This window comes from Lacipirellula sp. (genome assembly GCF_965279485.1).
In the GTDB taxonomy this organism is placed as follows: domain Bacteria; phylum Planctomycetota; class Planctomycetia; order Pirellulales; family Lacipirellulaceae; genus Lacipirellula.
The window spans coordinates 617,154-640,443 of sequence record NZ_CBDIIC010000001.1; the positions used below are offsets into that span (position 1 = coordinate 617,154).

The window sequence follows — 23,290 nt, forward strand, 5'->3', positions numbered from 1 at the left end:
GGTCCGCTACGACCGCGGTGCGTACCGCATCGCCATTGCGCCAGAGTCGAACTCCATCCGGCTGACGAGTTTCAGGTCGAGAGGCGTTGACAGCCCAGTGAACAGCGTAGGGCCGTGGCCCGCGATGCGGGGGTGCACGATGAATTCGTACTCGTCGATGAGGCCAAGCTCCGCGAGCGCCAGCGGCAGCTTCACTCCACCGGTGAATAGTCCCCTGCCCGGCTGCTGCTTGAGATGCTCGACGGCCGTTTTCAAATCGCCGCGTAGAAGCTCCGAGTTCCAATCGACGCGTTCGAGGGTGCTCGACACGACGTATTTCTTCGCCGCATTGATCGTGCGGGCGAAGGGTTGCATCCAGTCGGGCATCGCGGCCGTCGACTCGGGCGAGCGGAAGGCCGATTCCATCATTTCGTACGTTGTTCTGCCGAACAGTAGCGCGTCGGCGCGACTGAGGTTCTCGACCGCGTGGCGATGCAATTGTGCGTCCGGCGCGATGCCCTCGTGATGGCAGCAGCCGTCGAGGGTGACGTTGATGGAGTACCGGAGGGGTTGCATGGGGTGGAGTATAGCAGGGTGAGTGGCATGCGGCGTAGGTTGGGCTGAAAGCCAAACCTACATGTGCCAACTCTTCTCATTTCCTTGTGTTCCTGGCCGTCCGCGGCTAGCTTACACGAGGATTGGCTCTGGCGTTTGTTCCAGTTGGTCCCGCCGTTCGCTGACGGCGTTCGCAGTCTCATCAATCAGGCACTTCTATGAAACTTCGGACCGTGGCTGCGGCCACTTTGGTTCTTACCTGCTCCGCGATCGGGCAGTTGGCTCACGCTCAACAGCCGCAGGCAGCCGGCGCTACAGCGCCGGCGGTGAAAGCCGTCGATGAAAACACGGCGGCGATCCAAAAGACCGCCAGCGCGTTTACCGACGCCTTCAATCGCGGCGATGCGAAGGCGGTCGCCGCGCTTTGGACGGCCGGCGGCGAGTACGTCGACGAATCGGGGAACGAGCACGCCGGCCAGGCGGCCATCGAAAGCTGCTACGCCGATTTCTTCAAGGCGAATCCCGGCGCGTCGCTCGCGCTGGTAATCGACTCAGTGCGGTTCGTCAGCCCCACGGTCGCCATCGAAGATGGGCACACCGTCCTGACGCTCCCTCCCGCAGGCGCATCGACGAGCAGCGACTACTCGGTGGTTCACTCGAAAGTCGACGGGCGTTGGCTGATGGCCTCCGTGCGCGAGGCGCGGACGGACGGCGGCACGGCTCACGAGCATATCGCCGATTTGCAGTGGCTCATCGGTTCGTGGACGGCCGAGGACGAAGGCGTGACGACGAAATCTCAATGCCAATGGATTGGCGACAAGAGCTTTGTGGAGAGAAAGTACACGACGAAGGCCGCCGATGGCGTCGAGACGAGCGGCGTGCAAATCATTGGCTGGAACGCCCAAGCGGGGCACGTTCAGTCGTGGAACTTCGGCGCCGACGGTTCGTTCGCCGTCGGAGTCTGGACGCCGACTGAAGGGGGCTGGCAAGCAACAGTCAGCGGCGTCACGGTCGATGGCGCCACGACTTCCGCTATCAATCGACTGCAGCGACTCGACGACAATGCATACTCCTGGCAATCGGTCGATCGTTCGCTCGACGCGACGTCGTTGCCGGACAGTGACGAAGTGATTGTGCGTCGCAACGTAAAAAAATGACACGTGAAGAAATAACACGTTCAAGAGTAAGCCGTTCAAAAACAAATCGCCGGCCAAATGCTTAACAAACTCCTTCTCATTGGGACTGTTTCCATGACCTCTCGATTCGCGCTGACTCTAGTTTGCGTCGCGATGTGCCTGCTGTCGACTGATCTCGCGTGGGGGCGTGGCCGCGGCGGAGGCGGAGGTGGCGGCGGCGGTATGAGTCGCGGCGGGGGCGGCGGATTCTCCGGCGGAGCGCGGCCGGGCGGAGGTTATGGCGGCGGCGGATATCGCGGCGGCGCCTACGGCGGAGGTGGTGGGTACGGTGGAGGCGGAGCGAGACCTGCCCAGTCGAATTTCGGCGGTGGACAGAGGCCCTCGCCGGGGCGACTCGCAAGTCCGGGAGGAGATGGCTTACAGAACCGTGGGGGTGCGAACTTTGGCGCTGCCGGCGAGCGCGCGGGCGGGGGCGCCGCTGGTCGCGAGTTTGGCGGAGCCGGCGCAGGCGCCGCGGGCAATCGCTACTCCGCGCCGAGTCGCGATCAACTCAGCAGCTTCCTGGGACTGCCGTCCGACGAAGGGATGCACGGGCGAAGCGCTGGCGCGAATCGTGCCGCCAATCAACTTTCCGCGGGAGACGGCGGAGCGTTCGACGTGAATAAGGGCACGGCCGAAGGGCCTCGCGGCGGCGAAGCGGCGGGCATTGCGGTCACCGGACCGCGCGGCAATACGGCCGGTCGCGCCGTTGCTGAAGGGCCGCGCGGCGGCGTGGCGGCGGCGGGCGGGGTGAAGGGCGCTGGCGGCGCCGAAGCGGGTCGTGCGGTGGGCGTCGGCCCCGGCGGCCAAGTCGCTGCTGTCGGAGGCGTTCGTGGTCCTGAAGGGGGAGCCGCGGTTCGTGGCGCTACCGCTGGACCGCGCGGCGCGGCAGCAGGATTTGCGCGCGTCACGCCGTCGGGCCGATACGTGGCCGGGGCGGCGGTGAGAACTAACTTCTCGCACTGGGGTGTCTACGGGCGGGGTTGGTACGCCCAGTACCCCGGCGCCTGGTTCGCCGCCGGTTGGGCGGCGGGCGCTGTATGGAACGCCTGCACCTGGGATTCGGCGTCGGCCTATTGCGGTTACTCGGACGTGCCACCCGCGTACTACGACTACGGCAACAACGTTACCTACGAGGACGGCAACGTCTACGTCAACGGCGACGACGCTGGCACGTCGGAGCAGTATTACGACCAAGCCGACCAAATCGCCGCGGCAGGCGCCACGGCAGCTGCCTCTCCCGACGGCGACTGGTTGCCGCTCGGCGTGTTCGCCTTCACGAAGCCCGACCAGAAGACTTCCGACGTCACCATTCAGTTGGCCGTCAACAAAGAGGGCGTCATCCGCGGCAACTACACCGACTCGGCGACCAAGCAGAATCAAGTCGTCCAGGGTTCCATCGACAAGCAGACGCAACGCGTCGCCTTTACCGTGGGCGACAACAAGACGAGCGTGATTGAAACGGGGCTGTACAACCTCACAAAGGATGAAGCGCCCTGCTTGCTGCACCTTGGGAAGGATCAGACGGAGCAGTGGTTGCTAGTACGGCTCAAGCAGCCGGAACAGACGGCCAGTGCGGCGCCGGCGCCCTAGATCGCAAGCTGTACCATCGGGTTGCAGCAAGCCGAGCGGGAAAGACGACCTCCTCCGTTCAGCAACGCGAATTGGGAGAGCGAGCAGCGCCAACGCGTCGCGCGTGAAGCGCAGACGCGTGGCGCATGCAGTCGCCCATTAACTCGCACACTGTCGCCACGGCGGCCACGTTACCTACGAGCATAACGCCGACCGACGTCGACCCCGCGCCATGCTGCCCAGCATCAGTAGTCCCGCAACGGCGAGCGATGCCGTCCCTGGTTCGGGCGTAACCACAACAGCCTCGGAAAGCCGATACACGTAAACGAGGCTCTTTTTCGGGTCTCCCCCGGGTGCACTGACGACTAGCAGGTCGCCGCCGATTGCTACCGAGGCTCCGAAGCCGATCGGCGCATTCGCGGGACCAGCGAGCGATTTGATAAAGTGCCCGTCTGCGTCGTAGAAATTCACTATCCCTGCCGATGCATCGCCAATCGCCGCGTATTGGCCGTTGAACGCCATGGTAGTATTACCCGGCTCAAAATGATCTCCGCTGGAATATGGCAATGGCGTCGGTTGCCCTGAGGTCGGCCACAAGAAAGCGCTGCCGGAATTCTCCAAGCCTAGAATCTTATTCCCCGCGAGGTCGACGTCGTAACCGAAGCCTTCCCCCAGGTTTGGGTCGGATGGATCGACGTTAAACTCTGCAAGTTGGCGATTGCCCGCGAATCCCGGGTCAACGTTGAAGAGATAGACGGCGCTATCTGGATGAGCCGTTTTCGGAGCGCCGACGACCGCTAAGTTACCGTCGATTGCGACTGAAGTGCCGAACAGGTCTCCCGTCTTCCCATCTCCGGCAGTGAGCTTGGCGAATTGCAGGCCTGTCGTGCGGCTAAACAGATAGGCCGCACCTGAATGCCCGCCCAGTGCGTTTTCGTAATTAGCGCCAACAATGATGCTGTCGCCGCTGATATCGACGCTGGCGTTGAAAGAGCTCAGCACGCCGCCAGAGGGAACCAGCGATTGGCTGGTAATAGCAGCCAAGTTCGTGAAGTCGAAGACCTTCGCCGTATTCTGTCCGCCGAACACGCCGGTGTTGCCCTGCAGCGCTACCGAGCCGTACCAGGTACTACTGGGCAAACTAACTTTCGCGAGCTGCTGGGCCGTGAATGGATCGAAGAGATAAGCGGTCTGATTGCCCGTGCCTAAAAACACACGCTGCCCATCGGTGGCAGAGCTCAGTCCTAAATATTCGTTGGGCGGAGCATTGGGAATCGAAAGCATTGCGATTGGCTGCGGCTCGGCGGGCGGGGCCGCTTCCACGCTGGGCGCGACGGCTAGCAATTGGCAGGCGGCCGTGATTCCGAAGAACCACCTAGAAATAGACTTCATTAGCGTCACCTTTATCTCTGTTCCGGGAGAAACGCGACTAAATAGACTGGTGATTAGGATACCACAGCGACATGCGAACACAACAATCACGGCGCGGACCGCGCTCGAATTGCGTCGAAGTCGGAGATTTATTGGAGATTCTAATATCGAAATCACGGCCGAGAGACGTGCTCTCGCCCCCCGAAGGCGCGAGCCCGCGAGACGCCGTTGCGGTGCAGAAACCCTTGCCGCATGGCCCCGACTTGGGACCTTTGAGACTATCCCACCCGACTTGTGATGCGTCTTAGGGCCCATAAACCTCCGACCGCGTCGGCGCCGCCCGAGGTTGGCGGCAATCGGGTATAATGCGCGGATGATCCGCTCCAATCGCAGAACTATCGGCGTTGTTTGGTGTTTCGCGGCGTTTCACTTGAGCGAGGCCGCGGCCGTCGATCGCGTCGTCTCGACGACCGCGCAGTTTTCGGCGGCCCTTGCGGCAGCAGGCGCCGGAGATGCCATCATCTTGCAGCCGGGGACCTACGGCGGCGGGCATTTTCGCGCCAACCTGCAGGGGGTGACGATCCGCAGCGCCGACCCCGCCAATCAGGCGATCATCGACGGCGGCAGCAACGGGATCCAGCTCAGCGATCCGGCGAACGTGACGATCGCCGATCTCGTGTTTCGCAATCAGACCGGCAACGGCCTGAACATCGACGACGGCGGCACGTTCGAGACGCCGGCCACGAATCTGGCGCTGCGGAACATCACCGTGCGCGACATCGTCACCGCTGGCAACAACGACGGCATCAAGCTGTCGGGCGTCAACGATTTCTTGATTGAGAATGTTCGCGTGCTGAACTGGGGAGTCGGCGGCAGCGCGGTCGACATGGTCGGCTGTCATCGCGGGTTGATTCAGAATTCGAATTTCACTCACACGAACTCGGCCAACTCGGGCACGACGCTGCAGCCCAAAGGGGGCTGCAAGGATATCACGTTCCGGGCCAACCGCATTGACTTGCCGCGGGGCTCGGGCCGAGCGGTGCAAGCGGGCGGATCGACGGGGACGCCGTTTTTCCGCTTCGTCGACGGCGATTCGGACTACGAAGCGAACCAGATCGTCGCCGAAGGCAACGTCATCATCGGCGGCTCGTCGTCGTTCTCGTGGGTGAACATCGACGGCGGCGCCTTTCACCACAATGTCGTGAGCCGACCGGGCCAGTGGGTTGCCCGGATTTTGAACGAGAACAGCGGGTCGGCGATCGTCGACACGCAGAACGGCAGCTTTCACGACAATCGCATCGTTTACAACGACACCGCCTCGGAGTTTAGCACGGCCGTAAACGTGGGGCCGGAGACGCTGCCCAATACGTTTACGTTTGCGCGGAACGAGTGGCTGAACCTAGCGAATCCGACCGCGGCGGGCTCGACGCCGAGCTTGCCGACGCCCGAGACAGGCGGCGTCTACGGAGTCGGTTCGGCCACCGCGATCGATGAACCCCAAGTTTGGAATTTTGCTTGGGGAAAGTGGATTGTGAACGCGAACGCAACGCCGCAGTCGGTCGACGTCAGCGGGTTGCAGGGGCTGCGGCAGGCGAGCGGCGGCGCGGGCGCCACGTTTCATCCGCTCAACACCGATCCGCTCGATGGCGCCTGGACGCTGGCGAACGTCCCCGCGTCGACGCTGACGCTGCCGGCGTTTTCGCAGGCGATCCTTATTGACCCGGGCGTGCACCTGAGCCTGGCGGGAGACTACGACGACGATGGCGACGTCGATGGCGGCGATTTTTTGGTTTGGCAGCGGAGTGTTGGTAGTGCGGCTGGTGCGCTCCCCAATGATCCGACGGGCGTTGCGATTGGGCCGCAGCAGTTGAGCGTTTGGAAGAGCAACTTCGGCGCTTCGGCCGGCTCGGTGCTTGCTGTTCCAGAACCGGCGACTCGCGTGCTGTGGTTGGCAGGCTGCGCCGTGGTTCTTCGTTCTCGCTATATTTTCCTTTAGTTGCAGCGTTTCTTAGGGCCCGCAGCATCGCGTTACGGTCGCTCTCAAGCTACACACCCTTCAATCTCATCAGCCGGAGCGGTTCGCCGCCGGGCTGCTCAGCACAACGGAGAATTTTCATGTCGAAGCCAGCCAAGAACACCATTTGCCTCTGGTACAACGGCGGCGCCCAAGAGGCGGCGCGGTTTTATGCGGCGACGTTTCCTGACTCGTCGGTCGACGCGATCCACCGCGCCCCCGGCGACTATCCGGCAGGGAAAGCAGGCGACGTGCTGACCGTGGAGTTCACCGTGATGGGGATCCCCTGCCTCGGACTCAACGGCGGGCCCGGCTGCGAACATGGCCACGCGTTTTCGTTTCAGGTCGCGACCGTCGATCAGGCGGAAACCGATCGCTACTGGGACGCGATCATTGGCAACGGCGGCGCGGCGAATGCGTGCGGTTGGTGCCGCGACAAGTGGGGCATCTCGTGGCAGATCACGCCGGCTATCCTCTCACAGGCGATCACCGATCCCGACCAAGCCGCCGCCAAGCGGGCGTTCGAGGCGATGATGCAGATGACGAAGATCGACGTTGCGGCAATCGAGAAGGCGTATCGAGGTTAAGGTCGGCGACCAGTCGGCGTAAACACGCTTCGCCGTGGTTGAGAAGTAGCTTACTCCGCACTCAGCAGCGCGATCATTTTCTCAGCGACGCCCTTCGCAGAGGCGGGGTTTTGGCCGGTGACGAGCTTGCCGTCGGCGAGGCTGTTAGGCTGCCACGGGTCGACTTTGTGGAAGATGGCCCCTTGGTTCACAAGTGCCGTCTCCAGTTCGAAGGGAACGTCGGCCTTCGCGTAGTTTTCTTCTTCGTCGTTCGTGAAGGACGTGATGTTCTTGCCGGCAATCAAGTAGGCGCCGCTGCTGAGCTTCACGTTGAGTAGCGAGACGGGGCCATGGCAAACGGCGCCGACGACGGCGCCGCGCTCGTAGGTCTGTTGGATGACTTGCTTCAGCAGCGGGTGCTCCGGCATGTCAGCCATGGGCGCCAGGCCGCCGGGTATGAAGATGGCGTCGTACGTCCCCACGTCCACGTCCGCCAGCTTCTTCGCCTTGAGCATGTCGCTCCAGCCTTTGCCGACTAGGAATGCGAGGTTGTCGGGATCGGCGGCAAGATTCAGGGCGTCGAGGAACGGCGGCTCGCCCGTGAGGCTGACGAAGTCGACCTGGTACTTTGCGCGGTCGAACTCAGCGTAGGGGTGGGCGACTTCCGGCAGAAAAATTCCGGTGCGGCGTTTGTGCGGCCCGATTGACGAGGTGTTCGATGCGATGATGAGAATTTTCTTTGACATGAAATGGTTTCTGGCCGGACGTGTTGGCGGGTTTGTTATTCCATCAGGCTACGCGAATCGCGTCACTACAACGATCTCGCGAAGCTCGAGATGGGGGATGATTTCGTTAACGACGATTCTCTGGTAATGATCCGATTGCTTGTGCGCTTCGGCGGCAGCGGCGTCGAGGTAGTGCTCATGCAGCAGCAGTTCGCAAGGGTCTTGCTCTGATTGGTAGATAGCGTAGGAAACGTTGCCTGCCTCGGCTCTGGTTCGTTCCGCCAACTCGGGCAGCAGCTTCAAGATGCGCGGCGCCTCTGACTCCTTAATTCTCCACTTCACGACGACGATTTTTTCCATAGACCAACCGACGCCGGTGAGAATAGTTTCGCTCCTGCCCGCTATTGCCCTGCTCCGAAGGGTGCTCAGAACTTGATCACGGCGCGTCCGACGATTTCGCCTTGTCGCAGCCGGTCGATGTACTCGTTGATTTGATCGAACTCGATCGTTTGGATCGTGTGGCGGATTTTTCCTTGCGCGGCCAAGGCCATGATCTCGCTGAGATCGAGGTTGTTGCCCCAGAACGAGCCGTGGAACGTTTGCTCGCGCGAGACGCGGGGAAACAGCGGAATGTCGATGCGATCGCCGACGAGGCCGACGTCGACGTAATGGCCGCTGATCGACAACAGGCTGAACGCCAGCTGCATCATTTGCGGCGCCCCGGCGCAGTCGATGATCGCGTCGAGCTCCCCCTGCCCTGTCGCCTGCTTCAGCTCGCGTACGACGTCGGCCTGCGACTTATCCATCACGTTGATGATATGGTCGGCGCCATATTCGGTCGCGACGGCTAGCTTGTCGGCGTTACGCGCGAAGGCGACGACGGTGGCGCCTCCGCCGAGGAGTTTCGCATATTGCACCGCGTATCCGCCAAGCCCGCCGATGCCGAAGATCCCCAGCACGCGATCTGAGGCGAGAGCGCCGGCATCGCGAAGCTTCTTCAAACCGCGGTAGGGAGTTACGCCGGCGTCGGTGAGCGGGGCGAGTTCCTCGAACTTAAGCCGCTGATCGACTTTGATGACGTAACGAGCGGGAACGGGAATGAACTCCGCGAAGCCGCCGTACAATCCGAACCCTGGCCAGCGGACGTTCGGGCAAATGTGCGTGTTCCCGACCAAGCAATGCCGACACGTGCCGTCGCCCCAGCCGGGCGCCACGACGACGTGATCGCCTTCCTGAATCGCCGACGACCTGGAAACGAGCTCGCCGAGTTGGCGGACGACGCCGGTGATCTCGTGGCCAGGAGTGATCGGCATCGGAATGTTGCCATAACTCCGGAAGTACCCGTCGACGAGTTGCACGTCGGAACGGCACATGCCGCACGCCCGAACCTCCACCATCACCTCGTCGGGTTGGACCTCGGGAACGGGAACGTCGTCCAGGACGAGGGGTTTGCCGTATTCGAGGATTCGCGCCGCTTTCATCGGTATCTCCTTCGATGACTCGACAGCAGGAAGTGGCGTTCGTCAGCACGTTCCGCGGGGCGGCGTGTTGCGCAGGCCGCAGCAAACAGGCGACCTACTTGCGCAGGGCGGGAGAATCGGCGGGGCTAGCACGGGCGTTGCATCGCGTCCGCGAATCAGGGAGTGCATCTGATCCGCAGCCGAAGCGGCCGACCCAGAACTCGTTGCGGATTAGAACCGAGCCGCGCTCGAAAATCAAATAAATGATTTGGCGCAGCGGCCGCCAGGGAGTGCTTGAAGCGACGTCGCTCGACGCGCGTTGAGCTTGAGCGAGTTCCGCGCTAACCAGCGGTGAGCGCGAAGTCGTGGACGGCGGTCGGTTCGGCGGTGACCTCGACCGTGGTCGTCGATTTCTCGTTGTACTTCACCGGGATGTACTGTTCGTATGCGACGCCGGTGGAACGGCCGGAGGGATCGGCTGCGGGCGACGCCGCCTTGCCGGTGGGGCGGTTGGCGGTGATGCGGACGAGATACTTGCCGGGTGTGGGGCCTTGCTGGGCGGGCATCTGGTAGGCGCCATCGATGATTTGGGCGATGCCGAGACGGCCGGTTCCCTGCGGTTCGAAGACGATTTCACCCGATTTGAGCGGCTGGCCGTCGAAAGTGACCTTGCCGGAGATGGCAGCGCGGCCCGAGCCGGCGGAATTGCAGCCGGTGATTGCTGATAGGGCGAGGAGCACGCAGAGCATCGACGCGAGGCGTTGAGCGTGAGCGACGTTGGATGCGTTGCGAATCATGCGAATGATGCCTGGCTAAGTTCAGAGTGGCGTATTTCTAGCCCCGGGCTCCGCCCGGGGGTGGCGTCACGCGCGACTGCGTCTTCCGGAGTGGAGACTCACCCCCGGGCGGAGCCCGGGGCTAGGCACGGCATGGACTGCGGTTAGAGTTCGCTGGCGACTTCGCCGCCGGCGCGGGTGGAAATTCGCTTCCAGACGGCGAGATCGACGGCGTCGTTGACGAAAACCGTGCGGCCGTCGCAGAACGAAACATTCACGCCGCCGGCGTGCTGGCTGCGCGACGTTTGGGCCGTAGGACGCGGATAATCTTTGCCCAGTGCGTTGGTGCACGGCGCACTTGGATTGACGCCCCCCGTTTCGTCTTTTTCACTACAGAATTCCATCTGGTCTTGCGACGCCGTGTTGGGCGGAAAGCGATGATCGTAGAGGCCGCTTCCAAGGTAGAGCAGCCCGCGGCCGTCATTGCCTGGGTACTGCCGAACCTCGCCGAGCATGACGGTGTTGCTCGTTCCGTCGGTAATCGCCTTGAGCGACAAGCCTTTGTTCTGAGGAGTGAAAACCTTTTCGAAAGGGCCGCGCAAATCACCGCTCTGCGCGGGATCATTCGAGTTGGCGGCGTTGATCACCATTTGAGCCTGCCGAGTCTCATATGCGGCTTCCGTGTCAACTTGCTGCCAAGGCGAGCCCCAGCCGATGTTGGCTAGGTAATTTCCGTGAGCGAAAGCGCGCGGAATGCCGGTGTGGATGTTCCGCTGTTGGTCGGAGGGACAAAGATGAATGTCGAGTTGCGTCCACAACCACGGGACCGCCGGCGATTGGGTGTCTCCGTAGCCGACCTTTGCCCATGCCTCCCACGACGCGATTTTGAAATCGATATTGCTGAACATCGCCCCCTGCTCAAGGTAAGGCAAAACGTAGGCAGCCCACGTGTGATGAACGTCGCCGCCGGCGGCCATCGTCGTGAAACCAGCCGGCAGCCGCTTCATGGCGCCTTCGTGCGTGAGGCACCCTAGCGAAAACTGCCGCAGGTTGTTCGCACACTGGCTGCGACGCGCCGCTTCCCGAGCAGCTTGCACCGCTGGGAGCAACAAGGCCACTAGAACGCCGATGATGGCGATCACCACCAGCAGTTCGACCAACGTAAATCCGCCGTGAGCACGGCGAAACGGCTGTCGCGATGACATGTGAACCTCACGCCTTGAGCTAGCAAACCACGCCGTCTCGTGAGAGAGAATCGAACCCAATAAGAACGAAAGGCGGCGAGGGGCGACGTCGCTGGAGAAGAAGAAAAGACGCAATCCCTAGTTACATCGTAGATGGACGTGACAAATCGAGGAATGTGTTATTGCGTTGGTTACATCCACATTTTTCACATGGACGCTGGAGCCGACAAGACTCCCGGGAGGACGATCCGAGCTCTCGCGCCCGCTTTCACGGGACTGCGGATTTGCATTGCCTCGCAGCTTGCCGGGGCGGTCCGCGTTTACGTCATTTGCTCGCCGCAGGTTTGCTAAGCTCGATTTTCTTGCTGGTGGTACGGACACCTGGTGCAATCTCGATGACGCCGACGTCTTGAGGCTCGGCGCTCGCTCCCGTCGGCATCATTTTGACGAGGAAACGCCCCTCGCCTTGGCAAACGATTTCGTCGCCGCGTCGCTCAGTGACGACGATCGCGTACCGCTCGGCCGGAACGTCGTCGAGACGAAACGATCCATCGGACTCGATGCCGAACGGCGGCTTGTCGTAGTGCCGGTAGTACTCTGAGGAAACAAAGCCGTAAAATGCAGAAATGGTTGGATCATCTTCCGAGCGCACGCTGTATGAAGGCCAGTGCAGATCGAGATGGACGCTCACCGACACGTTCCGCCAATCATCGAAGCCGGCAACCTTTCCGACGATGGGCCGGCCTGTTCCTCCGAGCGTGCACGCGATGGTTTCGCCGGGAGGCAAATCGACCGTCGCATTGGGGTTCGTCGCGATGAAGGTCCAATCGCCCGAAGGAAGGGAATCGCGGCCAAGCGTCACCTTGCCTGGTGGCACGTGTTCAAAGCGAAATCGGCCGTCGACGTCTGCTACGACCTCGTTAAGGTGGTTCTTGGCAAAGAGGTGGATTTTCTCGCCGCTGGCGGGGACGCCGTTCCAGATCGCCTGCCCTTCGATGGCGCCCCAGGCCTGCAGTTCAATGTCGTGCCCGCTGACGCACTCCTCGTAAGGCAACGCAGCCATGCCGTAGGGATGCACAACAAGCACGCGGGCCGTTTCGACCTCACTCGGCATGCAGAATCGGCCGGCAGCGTCGGTCTGCACTTGGCGGGGACGCGACCAGGCATCCTGCAACGATTCGTCCGGACGTTGTGGAGGCCAAATGTAAAGCTTGCCGTCGCGAATGTGCAGCCCGCGGAAGTGCCCCATGCCGATGGCGACCGTCGCGTCGGCAAGAGGCTGGCCTTGCGCGTCGACGACGCGGCCCTCGATGCCGGGATCGCGTTTGAGCCGGACTTTGAGCGAAGCCGGCTGACCGGGAGTAATGACTAAAGGCGGCGAGAGTTCCGGAGGCTGTTCGTCCTTGCGACGGGGCTCGGCGGGCTCCCCCGCCTGTTTGATCGTGGGAGTGACGTAAGGCAGGTAACCTTCCGCTTCAATTCGTAAGCCTTGCTCTTGCGTGTAACCGCGTTCTCCGTCGGGAGGCCAGACGAGTCGCCCATCTTGGAATTTGCGGATTCGATGGGGCTGCCACTGCCAACGATACCCTAAGACCTTGAGGCGCCCCACGCCGGGGAGCGCGAGGAATTCTTTGATGGGCTCGCCCGATTCATCGTCGACGACTTCGGCGACAAGGAGCCGATGGTCTGGCGCTCCAGCGGCAACCTCGTCGGCGTTGAGTCTGCTTGCGGCGACAGCGCTCGATAGGCAGAGCAGCGCGATGCATGCGACGGCAAGAATGCGAGGTGGCATGGGAATGGGCTCCGTCCTCGAGGTTTTGACTTGCTGCCGGCGCGACGCTCAGAACGCTACGTCAGCCACACCGCCATCAGGCCGGCGCGGCTCTTCACGTTGTACTTGCGAAAGATCTCTTTCACGTGGGTGTGCGTCGTATGGAAGCTTTGGCCCATTTCCGCGGCGATCTCTTTTTCCGTTTTGTCGGAGAGCAGCAGTTGCAGCACGTCGCGCTGCGTCGGGGTGAGCGGGTCTTGCGCGACGAGCAGACCGTGGCTGTAAAAGAGTTGGCGTTGGAACCAGTTAAGGCCGCGGAGCGCGAAGCCGGCAAGGGCGGCGTCGGCTTCCGTGAAGCGCGTCGTACCGGCGCGATTGAAAACGAAATAAGCTTCGGTTTGCGGACTGATCGGCGCGGCGACCCACAGTTGATCGTCGACGCCGAAGGCGACGAAGTGGGATTTAAAGTAGTCGGTCTCGCGGAACGCCTTTAAATCGACGAAGCCATCGTGCAGGCGGTGAACGCGAAAGCGGCCGCTGCCGCGGACGGCAGCGACGGTGGCCATGCCGAGGTCGGGCGGGCGGGTAGCGACGGCCCGCTGGGCGGCCTGCACTTCTTCCTCGCTGGGAGGGTGGAGGAAGGTGATCACTTTCACCCGCCAACCGTGGAGTAGGTCCTCCTCGGCTGCCTCACCGTCGAGCAGGCGAACGGTGCCGACCCAAAAGCCGGTGTTGGCGCCAATCCAGCCGGCGATCGTTTCGGCGAGATGACGCCAGGCGCTGTCGATTTCGGCGGAGGGAAATGCGGCCAGTTCATCCCATAGTCGGTAGACGCGGTCGTGGTCGGCGGCGGTGAGTTCGTGCTGCGACAAGTGGTGAGTCTCTGCGAATCGAACGTTTTTAGATGTGAATGGTTGGACGCTAGCGAGGCGAATTATTGATGGAGTGAAGCGCGGAGTAGCCGTCCAAGACTCCTCCCGCAGATTGATCCAGCCGCCATCAAAAGTGCAGGTTGCTGCGGTGTTTTCCCCTGTTTTACCGGGCCGAATCCTACCCTAAACAGGCGATACCGTCAGCAGAAGAGGCCGACTAAGCTGCAGAGTCCCGTGCTGCGCCAATCGCCGGGCTGGGAATGGATCTTGTCCAGCAGGTCTCGTCTCGAGAAACCAGATCGCCTCAAGGAGTGTCAATCGATGCCGCGTCGGTCGTTGCGAGTCATTTTTCGCGTTGCTACGGCTTTTCTTGCGATCTCGTGCATAAACCACCGGCCGCTGGCGGCGCAGAAGGTTGCCTACGTTCTCAATACGGATAGCGCCACCGTGCCGGCGGAGGTGCAGGCGGCGATCATCGCGCGGATGGGCTCGGGAACGCAGATCGTCGCCATCGGCCCGACGACGACGAACGCCACGATCAACGGCACGCCGGTCCGCTACCTGGGCGACCGGGCGATCGTGCGCGTCGATCCGGGCTCGAATTCGCAAAGCATGTCGATCCCCAGTGCTGCCGATCCTATCGCATCGAGGTTCTTCGTGGCGGGCGACCTCGTGCTCAACTCGAACCAGAGCATCTGGGGCACGGGCGGCAAGTTGATCCAGCTCGAAGTCGGCGACGACGCGACGCTCAACGCCGGCTCGTTTATCACCGTCTCGGCAATTGGCACTCGCGGCGGCGCGGGGGCCGGGCACGGAGGGGGCGGCGGCGCGGCGCTCAATCGCAACCAAGTCGGCGACACAAACACCGTAAGTTTCGAAAACCCGAATCCAACCGGCTACTCGGGGTCGGCGCCCGGAGGAGCGGGCGGACCGAATCGCGATATCGGAGCGCCCCAATACGGCCAGCCCGGGGCGAACGGCGCCATTCCGGTCGTGAAGAGTTTGCAGGGGCAGTCCTTTACCTCCCAAGAATACTCCGCGTCGACTTCCGGCCATGGGGGAACGGGCGGGCAAGGAGATGAGTTCTTTGCCACCGATCCTCTGACGAATCAATGGACTCGGCAAGTGAATAGCGTCGGAGGCGCCGTTACAGGGGGTTACATTCCGACGATTATCGGATTGGGCGGGCAAGGCGGCACTCCAAGCGGGACGCCCGACCCCATCGGGGGGCACAACGGTAATGCACACGGCGGACAGGGCGGACAGGGCGGCCCCGGCAGCGATGGCCTAAGCGGAGTGACGGGTCGCGATGGGGTGGTGAACACGCTCGGCGCAACAGTCACTCATCTTCGCGGCGGTAGCGGCGGCGGTGGCGGTGGCGGCGGCGGCCTGGGAGTGTACGGCGGTAATGGCGGAGGCGGCGGTGGCGGCGGATCCGCCAGTACCGCCGGAATCTCCGCGATTAATGGCGGCGACGGCGGTTACGGCGGCGCTGGCGGAAAAGGGGGCGGCGGCGGCGCGGGAGGCGCGGGCGGCGGCGGCGGGGGCGGCATTCAGCTCCTGGTTCAAGGTCGAGTGTTGAACTCTGCTTCGCTCGAAGCGGCGGGCGCGGCTGGTCAGGCTGGCGCCAACGGAGGGCTCGGAGAGGCTGGGGGCCTCGCCTACAACAACAACGGAAACGACGCGACCACCCTCGGTCCGAAAGCGGGGAGATTCTACTTAGGCGTTAACGGCGGCGCCGGAGGCAAAGGGGGCAACGGCGGACGCGGCGGCGACGGCGGCCACGGCGGGAGCGGCTCCGGAGGAAGCGGCGGCAGCGTGCAGATCATTTCGTCGGGCTATGTGCAAACGGGCGCGACGTTCAACACCAACGGCGGCAGCGGCTCCGCCGCCGGAGCCTCGCTATTCAACTATTACGGCGGCGGTTCGTCGGCGCTCCTACAGATCCGGGACTTCGACGCGACCGGACAAAACCCGTACACCACCTACAGGCCGATCGCTTCCAGCTCCCCGCACATCAAAGCAGGGCATACGCCGAATGTGCCCAACCTTGAAGGCGGCGCAGCAGCCTACGGCAAGTTGCTCAGCCCCACCAACTCCGCGGCGCTCGACACGGCCATCTCGTCGGCATTGGCCAGCGGACGCCCGAGCAGCGATCTCGGCGCAGTCGCCCGGATATCGCCGAGTTCACAGTTCGGCATGGACTACGCCGACTACGACTTGATGGTCTTCTCGGCCTTCGGCACGGAGATCAGCAACCCGCGAGTCTCGTTCAGCAGCGATTTCGATCCGTTCAATCACACCCAGCCGACGCCGTTGCGCAAGTCGGGCTACGTAAACGACCCCGCCTACACGCCTGGTGCGACAGGACCAGCGAATCTAGGAACCTTGGGAGCAACGCAAACGTGGGGGACGTTTGTACGCCGCGATCGGTCGCATACGACGACAGTGGACGTTGACCTCTACGGCGGCACGCGACGGTTCATCGGGACGCCCTCTTACGCTGGCAATACGGCGGTCAATCCGCTTGCTATCGAGGACCGAGGCCTCATCCAATTGCAAGCTATACGCCTCGGGGAAGCGACTCCAGTGGCCGCGTTCGACGCTACCAATCCGCTCGGCGAGAATTCCAACCTACCGCTCCTTACGCGCATCGGCCCCGTTCTAAATCTTGACGTCGCGGCCGCAGGCATCGGCCACGCCGGGACGACGACCCCTGGCGTTTACCGGGTAAACGCCGGCGCGGACCGGCCGTTCTCCATCGCTCAGAACTCGACGATAACGGCGACGACGCTCTCTTACGTCACGCTCGGTAAACACACGCAGCCCGATTCTCGTACGCAGCAGGTCGTTAATGTCGGGAGCGTCACGTTCATTCCCGATTACGACGACGCCCAGGATCGGGAATACACGATGAACGTCCAGGCCGACCTCGTCGGACCTGACCTAAAGCTTTGGTTCGACGGCCCCAATCCCTCGTCGCTGGAGATTTCTGCCAAGGTCGGCTCGATCAACGGCGAGCGGCTGACGTATCAAAACGTCGGCCGCGGCGTCCTCAGTGAGGACGGTTACGTTCGATCTGCCGCGGCCAACGACTTTTCGTTGACCGGCCTCACGATTCACAGCGCCACGATCGAGGGCCCCGACGCCGCGTCGTTTTCTCTGACCGGCGGCTTCTTTGAGACCCTGGGCGCTCTCTCGGTTGAGCTCAGGAACTCGATCTTGTTTGCTCCCCGTAAGTTGGGCGTGCATTACGCCGAATTGGTACTGCGAACCGATGTCAACGGCGTCTCGGGCTCGTTCGGCGACACCTATCGCTTCGGGCTGATGGGCACAGCGCTTCCGCCGACCGGCGACTACGACATCGACGGCGACGTCGACGGCGCCGACTTTCTGTTGTGGCAGCGCACCTTTGGTTCGACCACCGAACTCGCCGCCGACGGCAACGGGAACGGCGTTGTCGATGCGGATGACTTGGCGATGTGGCGGAATAATTTCGGCGTTCCCCGGGCGGTCGTTACTCAGTCGGCCGTGCCTGAACCGACGTCTCTTGCACTATCGATCGGCGGCTCGGCGGCGGCCCTCGCCGCGGCACGCAAGAAACGCATTCGCACCACTTAGCGCGCAGCCGACTCGATTTGATTTCCATTGATACTCGCGAAACACAATCTAGGATTACCTCCCATGAGTCGTCGCTCCCGCGGCCAGTGGTTTTCGGCGGTTTCTTTTCTGGGGCAAGGTAAAACAAAGGGGAATCGCGCGATGCGGCCGGAGACGCGGCCGTTGCGGCTGGAAGCGCTCGAAGACCGACGGGTGCTGGCGGCGGTCGTCGTCGGCACAGCGGCCCACGCCCTTAACGGCGATACCTCGTCGATTGCAGCCCTCATCGCCAGCCCCGGGCCGGACGGTATTTCGCTCTTTGAGGCGATTCAGGCAGCCAACGCCACGGCGGGGGATCACTCGATCAGCTTCGCCCCCGGCGTCGCCGGCGCCACCATCAATATCGGCGGCGGGCTGCCGACGATCACGGGCAACCTCACGATGAATGGGCCGATCACGCTCTATGGCAACGACAACGTTCGCGGCCTGACGATCGCCGCCGGAGCCAACGTGAGCATCACCGGCTTTAGCATCAAGAGAAGTTACGCCGAACTCGGCGGCGCGATTCACAATTCCGGGACGCTCACGTTTACCGGCGGCAGTCTCACCGAGAACTTTGCGTACGACGGCGGCGCCATCTACAACGCCCCCGGCGCGACGATGACGGTTACCGAAACCACCATGCGCTACAACGAAGTCGAGGGAAGCGGCGGCGCCATCTTTAACGACGGCACGCTCACCGTCAGCCACAGCCGCCGCGGTTACAACGTCTCCTTCGGCTTCCAGGAAGGCGCCGGCAGCGACGGTACGCTGAAAAACGCCAAAGGCATCCTCCAGAACAAGGCGCTCGGCAACGGCGGCGGCATTTACAACAACGGCCAATTGACCGTGACCGACGTCTCGATCATTTGGAATCATGCCGAGCAGGTCGGCGGCGGCATCTTCAACGCCGGAACGGCGACGGTCAACGGCATCGTCGGAAATGCGATTGACTACGCACCCGGCATCAACCATCCGGTGAGCGTAAGCGCCATTTCCTACAATACCGGGTTTTATAATGGCAGCGGGGGCGTCCATAACGTCGGGGCGTTGACGCTCAACGGCGCGAGCGTGCTCAGCAACAGCGGCGGGGTCTGGAACCCGAGCGGCGGCGTCGTGAGTTCCGGCACACTAACCGTCGTGAACAGCATGATCGGCGACAACCATGGCGCCGCCGGAATCAATAGCAGCGGCACGGCGACGATCATCAACAGCAACATTTATGCAAATCGGGGGATGGGAATCTGGAGTTCGGGCCCGCTCACGCTCTACAACTCGGTCGTCGCCGCCAATGTGAACGGCGACGTCGGCAGCAGCGTCCCGATCACCGGGAGCCACAACTTCGTCGCCGACGGCAGCGGAACGGGGCTCGTCGGGACGCTCACCGGCGATCCGAAACTCGAACCCCCGCGTTTCCCCGCCGACGGACTAGTCCCCGTCATGCGGCCGCTGCCAGACAGCCCGCTGCTGAACGCCGGAAACAATAGCGCGGTTCCCAGCGGCACGACGACCGACCAACGCGGCGTCACGCGCATCAAGGAAGGGACGGTCGACATTGGCCCCGTCGAATTTGGGCCTGAAACGATCGTGGTCACGACGCTCGTCGATGAATCCGACGGCACGATCGATCCCGCCGTCGGCGCCGGCCGCTCGCTCCGCGAGATCATCGCACATATTGCCGAGAACTTCGCTCGGCCAAACGAATACTCCTCTGTGCTGGAGAATGTGACGATCCTCTTCGCGCCAGGGCTGACCGGAACGCTAGCGCTCACGCAAGGAGCGCTAGCAATTAGATGGTCTGACGTGACGATCGTCGGTCCCGGCGCTCAACTGCTGACGATCGACGGCGACGCCATTCAGAGCGACTATGGCGGACTGTTTTATCTGGAGAGAAGCGCGGTCGCCATGTCTGGTCTGACGTTCGCCAACGGCAACGCGACGCAAGTGGGCGGCGCTATCCACGTGGATAGCGGCTCGCTGACCTTAAGCGACGCGGTCTTCGTCGGCAACACGGTGACCCTCGCTCCAAATGCGTACGGACTCGGGGGCGCCATCTCTTCCTACGGGTCGCTCTACGTCTCGAACGTCGCCTTCACCGGCAATAGTTCCCGCCGTGGCGGCGCAATCTCTAGCGAGGGACGCTTGCAGATCGACGGCGGTATATTTACGGGAAACTCCGCTCAGGCGGGAGGCGCGATCGAAACTCGATTCCGCAACTCCAGCGACGGCGATTGGGTTTATCAGAGGCCGGCCGTACGAAACAGTCTCTTCATCGGCAACTCGGCCACGGTGATGGGGGGCGCCATCATGAACTCGTCCTACGGAGATGGTTACAAAGCCGAGCTGGAGATTCTTAACAGCACGTTCGTCGACAATACCTCAGAGATACGCGGCGGCGCTATCTACAACACGCAAGTTCTGACGGTCGACAATAGCACGTTCTACGGCAACGGCGCCGCCAACGCAGGAAACTTCTTCGCAGCGGCCGGCGGGGCCATCGATTCCGGCGGATTAATCTTCGAACACCCGCAGCAACCGGGGAGCTACGGGTCGGAGCCGCTCACGGGCGACGTGACCCTGAGGAACAATATCTTTACGGGAACCACGGCCGGCGCCGCTGTGCACTTCGGCGCCGACTTCAGCGGCCCGCGGACCGGCAACTACAACCTGGTCGAAGATGGCAGCGGCGGCTTGGCGAACACGATCGTCGGCTCCCCGCTTCTCGGCCCACTGCAAGACAACGGCGGACCGACCTGGACGATGGCGCCGCTGGCGGGAAGCCCGGCGATCAACGGAGGCGATCCTACGAGCGTCGCAGGCGCGGGCGTCGTGCCGCTGGTGGATCAACGCGGGGCGGGCTACTCGCGCGTGCTGGGGTGGCGGATTGATTTGGGCGCTGTGGAAGTCGCGTCGGGCGATTTCAATAACGATGGCCGCGTCGATGGGGCGGACTTCCTTGCTTGGCAGCGGCAGTATGGTTCCACGGCGACGCCGAGCGGCAGCGGGGCCGATGGCGATGGGACCGGGAGCATCGACGGCGCTGATTTGAATGTGTGGCGCGAGCAGTTTGGGCAGCCGAGCGGCGGCGGAGCGGCGGTCGCTGCAGCGCCAGCGAGCGTGATGCAAGTGACCGGCCCCGAACCGAAACTGGCTGCGGTCGTCGCCTTCACGCCATCGGCAGAAACTTCAGCTAACAGCGGCGCGACAGAGCGCGATGCGGCGTTTGTCGCGTTCGCACAAGCTGAGGAAGCTTGGCGTGTGCGGCCGGTGGTGAAGGCGACGAACTGGCGAGAGCTCAGGGCGAAAGCTTGGGCCGCCGAGGCAGGCGTCGGCTTGGCGAGTCGGCGGCTTCGTCACGACGATGGCAACCGAAGCGACTCCCACGCCGAGCTAGAGAGTTGCTTTGCCGCTCTCGGCGAAGAGGAACAAGCGGATGCGGCGGTCGATGAATTCGGTGCGGCGCTGGTTGGCGAGTGGTGAACGCTGGCGAGTAGTTGCGATTTCTGACGAAGGCCGCACGCCGCTACCCGCCCGGGAAAGCCCTCGGGAAGCGGCCTTGTCAATTCCGCTGACGTTCTCGCTTGCTGCATGATTCCCCCCGTCGGGTCACTGATGAACCAGCGCTGCTGTGGGCAGGCTGCTCACGCGCGACGGGTGAGAATACTGCACGCTGGCATAGCCGAAGCGTCAGCCCGCCCCTGCTATTAATTGTCGCCGCGACCGCAATCGGTTGCGTTTCAGCCATCGTTGGACAAGAATGGCGACTTACCGAGTCAGATTACTGAAAAAGCACGGTGACAGGCGGAACGCTACATGCTGAAAAGAACAACTGGACTGCTGCAACCGCTTCTCGCCATTCTCACTTGCGCAACGGTTGCCTCGCCGGCAGTCGCCGCTAACGTTCGCGTCGTCGCGCTAAGCGGGCAGCACTCCCCTGGCATGGATGCGGGCGACGCCTTCTTGGCTTTCCTCTACCCGCCGTCGGTCAACAATTCGGGGCTCACTGCGTTTCATGCCCTCGCGGGCAACTCCGCTCCAAACCGCACAGCGCAAGGCGTTTGGTCCGAAGGGCGCGGCTTCCTTGAGTTGGCCGCTTTGGAGGACCGCCAAGCTCCCGGTGCTCCGACCGGCGCCAACTTTGTGAGCTTATCTTCGCCGGTACTTAACGACGCTGGGAAGTCAGCGTTCGCAGGGCAAACAAGCATTTCTAACGGACCGAGCTATTCCGGTCTATTTACAAATGAGGCAGGCGTCACTCAGGCGGTGATGTTGGACGGCGCCGCCGCTCCAGGAGCGTCAAGCGGCGTGCAATTCCGCGGAATTATTGACGGTATCGCGTTGCTGAACAAAGCGGGCGATACAGCTTCGAAGTTTTTTGTGCAGGGCGACGACGTCACGTCGCAAAATGACATCGGCATCTGGGCCCACAGCGCTGGAAGCCTGAAGCTCATCGCCCGCACCGGCAATCAGGCTGCAGGCGTGCCGGCCGGTGTACCGTACAGTTACCTGTTCGACTGGCCGGCGCTGAATGACCAGGGAGAGCTCGCCTTCGCGGGAGCGGTGGTTAGCCCGATCGGCGGCCTTGGCGCCGACTCCGGCGTGTGGGCCGGCGCACCAAATAACATGAGACTCGTCGCAAGACATGGCGAGAGTGCGCCGGGCCTTCCTGCCGGAGTAACGCTTGATAGTCTTTTCGGCGCGGTGATCAACGGCGGAGGGAAGACCGCCTTTGCAGCATCAGTTGTTGGCGCCGGCGTCACCGCGTCGAATCGCTATGGAATCTGGGCGGAGGACTCCTCCGGCTTGAAGTTGGTCGCTCGCACCGGCGATGCGGCGCCGGGCGCGGCAGACGGAGCGTTGTTCAACTCGATCCAACGTCCGGTGATAAATGATGCTGGAAAAGTCGCCTTTGTCGCAGGACTGTCGGTCACTAGCCCGAATGTGATCAGCAGCGGCGGCCTCTGGGCCGGTACGCCGGGCAATGTAGAACTGGTCGTGCGTAGCGGCAGCCAGGCTCCCGGCACGCCGACAGGAGCCGAGTTTGACGCGTTTACTGCGCCAGCGATGAATGCACGAGGGCAAGTTGCTTTTGAGGCGCGACTTCTCACGCCTCGGCCAATTGGCCGCGACGGACCAATTGTCGGCAATCCCGCAGGCGGGGTTAACTCGATGAACGACAATGGGTTGTGGGCAACCGACATGCAAGGGAATCTGCGCCTGATCGTGCGAGAAGGCGATTTGTTCGAGGTAGGGCCGAATGACTTCCGCACTGTTGGCTCCATTGAGTTCAACGGATCGACTGGTAACGGCGACGGGCGGGCTAGCGGGCTCAATGAGTCGGGGCAAATCGCCTTTGCATTAACCTTTCGCGGAGGGAGCGGAGGAGTTTTCGTCTCCAACTTGGTAGCCGTACCGGAACCAGCCACAATCGCGCACGGGAGCGTCGCGCTGGTCGCACTGTTGCGGGCCCGTCGGATGCGTCGCTGAAATGTGCGAAAGATTTTTGAAAAAAGGCTTTCATTCTTCGTACGAGACGTTAGGCTGCGTGAAGTTGGTCGCGTTCCTCCAGTGAACGGGGCCCCTCTTTATTGGTTCTGAGCGAGTTGCAGCGAATGAAATAGAAACGGTTGG

General features: G+C 62.6%; 16 protein-coding genes. 7 read left to right on the forward strand and 9 right to left on the reverse strand.

Annotated elements, in window-relative coordinates; all coding sequences use genetic code 11:
- Positions 1–6 precede the first annotated feature (6 nt).
- Complete coding sequence (locus ACQY7R_RS02665; protein WP_428304053.1) at positions 7–555, reverse strand: dihydrofolate reductase family protein; 549 nt, start codon at positions 553–555, stop codon at positions 7–9.
- A gap of 197 nt (positions 556–752) precedes the next feature.
- On the opposite strand from ACQY7R_RS02665, the gene ACQY7R_RS02670 reads away from it, so the two are divergent.
- Positions 753–1,691 carry a YybH family protein gene (locus ACQY7R_RS02670; RefSeq protein ID WP_428304054.1) on the forward strand — a complete coding sequence of 313 codons (939 nt, stop codon included), beginning with the start codon at positions 753–755 and terminating at the stop codon, positions 1,689–1,691.
- 93 nt (positions 1,692–1,784) lie between these two features.
- Positions 1,785–3,302 carry a protocadherin gene (locus ACQY7R_RS02675; protein ID WP_428304055.1) on the forward strand — a complete coding sequence of 506 codons (1,518 nt, stop codon included), beginning with the start codon at positions 1,785–1,787 and terminating at the stop codon, positions 3,300–3,302.
- Between the two features lie 174 nt (positions 3,303–3,476).
- Here the strand turns inward: ACQY7R_RS02675 and ACQY7R_RS02680 are convergent, their stop codons facing one another.
- A complete protein-coding gene (locus ACQY7R_RS02680) occupies positions 3,477–4,565 on the reverse strand; it encodes a hypothetical protein (RefSeq protein WP_428304056.1) in 1,089 nt (362 codons plus the stop codon).
- A 460-nt stretch (positions 4,566–5,025) separates the two neighbouring features.
- Between ACQY7R_RS02680 and ACQY7R_RS02685 the strand changes: the two genes are divergently transcribed.
- Both ACQY7R_RS02685 and ACQY7R_RS02690 read left to right on the forward strand, forming a co-directional pair.
- Positions 5,026–6,648 carry a hypothetical protein gene (locus ACQY7R_RS02685; RefSeq protein ID WP_428304057.1) on the forward strand — a complete coding sequence of 541 codons (1,623 nt, stop codon included), beginning with the start codon at positions 5,026–5,028 and terminating at the stop codon, positions 6,646–6,648.
- Between the two features lie 119 nt (positions 6,649–6,767).
- A complete protein-coding gene (locus tag ACQY7R_RS02690; RefSeq protein WP_428304058.1) occupies positions 6,768–7,253 on the forward strand; it encodes a VOC family protein in 486 nt (161 codons plus the stop codon).
- 50 nt (positions 7,254–7,303) lie between these two features.
- On the opposite strand, the gene ACQY7R_RS02695 is transcribed toward ACQY7R_RS02690, so the two are convergent.
- The 7 genes from ACQY7R_RS02695 to ACQY7R_RS02725 all read right to left on the reverse strand — a co-directional run bounded on the left by ACQY7R_RS02695 (position 7,304) and on the right by ACQY7R_RS02725 (position 14,020).
- The gene (locus ACQY7R_RS02695) at positions 7,304–7,978 is read right to left on the reverse strand and encodes a type 1 glutamine amidotransferase domain-containing protein (RefSeq protein WP_428304059.1); all 675 of its coding nucleotides are present in this window, start codon (positions 7,976–7,978) and stop codon (positions 7,304–7,306) included.
- A 48-nt stretch (positions 7,979–8,026) separates the two neighbouring features.
- Complete coding sequence (locus ACQY7R_RS02700) at positions 8,027–8,317, reverse strand: putative quinol monooxygenase (protein WP_428304060.1); 291 nt, start codon at positions 8,315–8,317, stop codon at positions 8,027–8,029.
- A gap of 65 nt (positions 8,318–8,382) precedes the next feature.
- Positions 8,383–9,438 (reverse strand): NAD(P)-dependent alcohol dehydrogenase, encoded by a 1,056-nt coding sequence (locus ACQY7R_RS02705; RefSeq protein WP_428304061.1) that lies wholly within the window; start codon positions 9,436–9,438, stop codon positions 8,383–8,385.
- Between the two features lie 320 nt (positions 9,439–9,758).
- Positions 9,759–10,214 (reverse strand): hypothetical protein, encoded by a 456-nt coding sequence (locus ACQY7R_RS02710; RefSeq protein ID WP_428304062.1) that lies wholly within the window; start codon positions 10,212–10,214, stop codon positions 9,759–9,761.
- 143 nt (positions 10,215–10,357) lie between these two features.
- A complete protein-coding gene (locus tag ACQY7R_RS02715) occupies positions 10,358–11,398 on the reverse strand; it encodes a DUF1559 domain-containing protein (RefSeq protein ID WP_428304063.1) in 1,041 nt (346 codons plus the stop codon).
- A 304-nt stretch (positions 11,399–11,702) separates the two neighbouring features.
- Positions 11,703–13,169 (reverse strand): hypothetical protein, encoded by a 1,467-nt coding sequence (locus tag ACQY7R_RS02720; RefSeq protein WP_428304064.1) that lies wholly within the window; start codon positions 13,167–13,169, stop codon positions 11,703–11,705.
- A 56-nt stretch (positions 13,170–13,225) separates the two neighbouring features.
- A complete protein-coding gene (locus ACQY7R_RS02725) occupies positions 13,226–14,020 on the reverse strand; it encodes a response regulator transcription factor (RefSeq protein ID WP_428304065.1) in 795 nt (264 codons plus the stop codon).
- 321 nt (positions 14,021–14,341) lie between these two features.
- Here ACQY7R_RS02725 and ACQY7R_RS02730 point away from each other — a divergent pair, with 321 nt between their 5' ends.
- The 3 genes from ACQY7R_RS02730 (at position 14,342) to ACQY7R_RS02740 (ending at position 23,146) form a co-directional block, all read left to right on the forward strand.
- Positions 14,342–17,641: a hypothetical protein gene (locus tag ACQY7R_RS02730; RefSeq protein WP_428304066.1), complete on the forward strand. Its 3,300-nt coding sequence runs from the start codon at positions 14,342–14,344 to the stop codon at positions 17,639–17,641.
- A gap of 63 nt (positions 17,642–17,704) precedes the next feature.
- Positions 17,705–21,139 (forward strand): choice-of-anchor Q domain-containing protein, encoded by a 3,435-nt coding sequence (locus tag ACQY7R_RS02735; RefSeq protein WP_428304067.1) that lies wholly within the window; start codon positions 17,705–17,707, stop codon positions 21,137–21,139.
- Positions 21,140–21,472: 333 nt separating this feature from the next.
- Positions 21,473–23,146, forward strand: coding sequence for a DUF7453 family protein (locus ACQY7R_RS02740; protein ID WP_428304068.1), 1,674 nt, complete (start codon positions 21,473–21,475; stop codon positions 23,144–23,146).
- Positions 23,147–23,290 lie beyond the last annotated feature (144 nt).

Excerpts from the sequence above, each read along its gene's own strand:
- ACQY7R_RS02680 (WP_428304056.1), bottom strand. The coding sequence starts at position 4,565 with ATGCTTTCGATTCCCAATGCTCCGCCCAACGAATATTTAGGACTGAGC.
- ACQY7R_RS02735 (WP_428304067.1), top strand. The coding sequence starts at position 17,705 with ATGAGTCGTCGCTCCCGCGGCCAGTGGTTTTCGGCGGTTTCTTTTCTG.
- ACQY7R_RS02700 (WP_428304060.1), bottom strand. The coding sequence starts at position 8,317 with ATGGAAAAAATCGTCGTCGTGAAGTGGAGAATTAAGGAGTCAGAGGCG.
- ACQY7R_RS02685 (WP_428304057.1), top strand. The coding sequence starts at position 5,026 with ATGATCCGCTCCAATCGCAGAACTATCGGCGTTGTTTGGTGTTTCGCG.
- ACQY7R_RS02670 (WP_428304054.1), top strand. The coding sequence starts at position 753 with ATGAAACTTCGGACCGTGGCTGCGGCCACTTTGGTTCTTACCTGCTCC.
- ACQY7R_RS02740 (WP_428304068.1), top strand. The coding sequence starts at position 21,473 with ATGCTGAAAAGAACAACTGGACTGCTGCAACCGCTTCTCGCCATTCTC.
- ACQY7R_RS02720 (WP_428304064.1), bottom strand. The coding sequence starts at position 13,169 with ATGCCACCTCGCATTCTTGCCGTCGCATGCATCGCGCTGCTCTGCCTA.
- ACQY7R_RS02665 (WP_428304053.1), bottom strand. The coding sequence starts at position 555 with ATGCAACCCCTCCGGTACTCCATCAACGTCACCCTCGACGGCTGCTGC.
- ACQY7R_RS02710 (WP_428304062.1), bottom strand. The coding sequence starts at position 10,214 with ATGATTCGCAACGCATCCAACGTCGCTCACGCTCAACGCCTCGCGTCG.
- ACQY7R_RS02675 (WP_428304055.1), top strand. The coding sequence starts at position 1,785 with ATGACCTCTCGATTCGCGCTGACTCTAGTTTGCGTCGCGATGTGCCTG.
- ACQY7R_RS02690 (WP_428304058.1), top strand. The coding sequence starts at position 6,768 with ATGTCGAAGCCAGCCAAGAACACCATTTGCCTCTGGTACAACGGCGGC.
- ACQY7R_RS02730 (WP_428304066.1), top strand. The coding sequence starts at position 14,342 with ATGCCGCGTCGGTCGTTGCGAGTCATTTTTCGCGTTGCTACGGCTTTT.
- ACQY7R_RS02715 (WP_428304063.1), bottom strand. The coding sequence starts at position 11,398 with ATGTCATCGCGACAGCCGTTTCGCCGTGCTCACGGCGGATTTACGTTG.
- ACQY7R_RS02705 (WP_428304061.1), bottom strand. The coding sequence starts at position 9,438 with ATGAAAGCGGCGCGAATCCTCGAATACGGCAAACCCCTCGTCCTGGAC.
- ACQY7R_RS02695 (WP_428304059.1), bottom strand. The coding sequence starts at position 7,978 with ATGTCAAAGAAAATTCTCATCATCGCATCGAACACCTCGTCAATCGGG.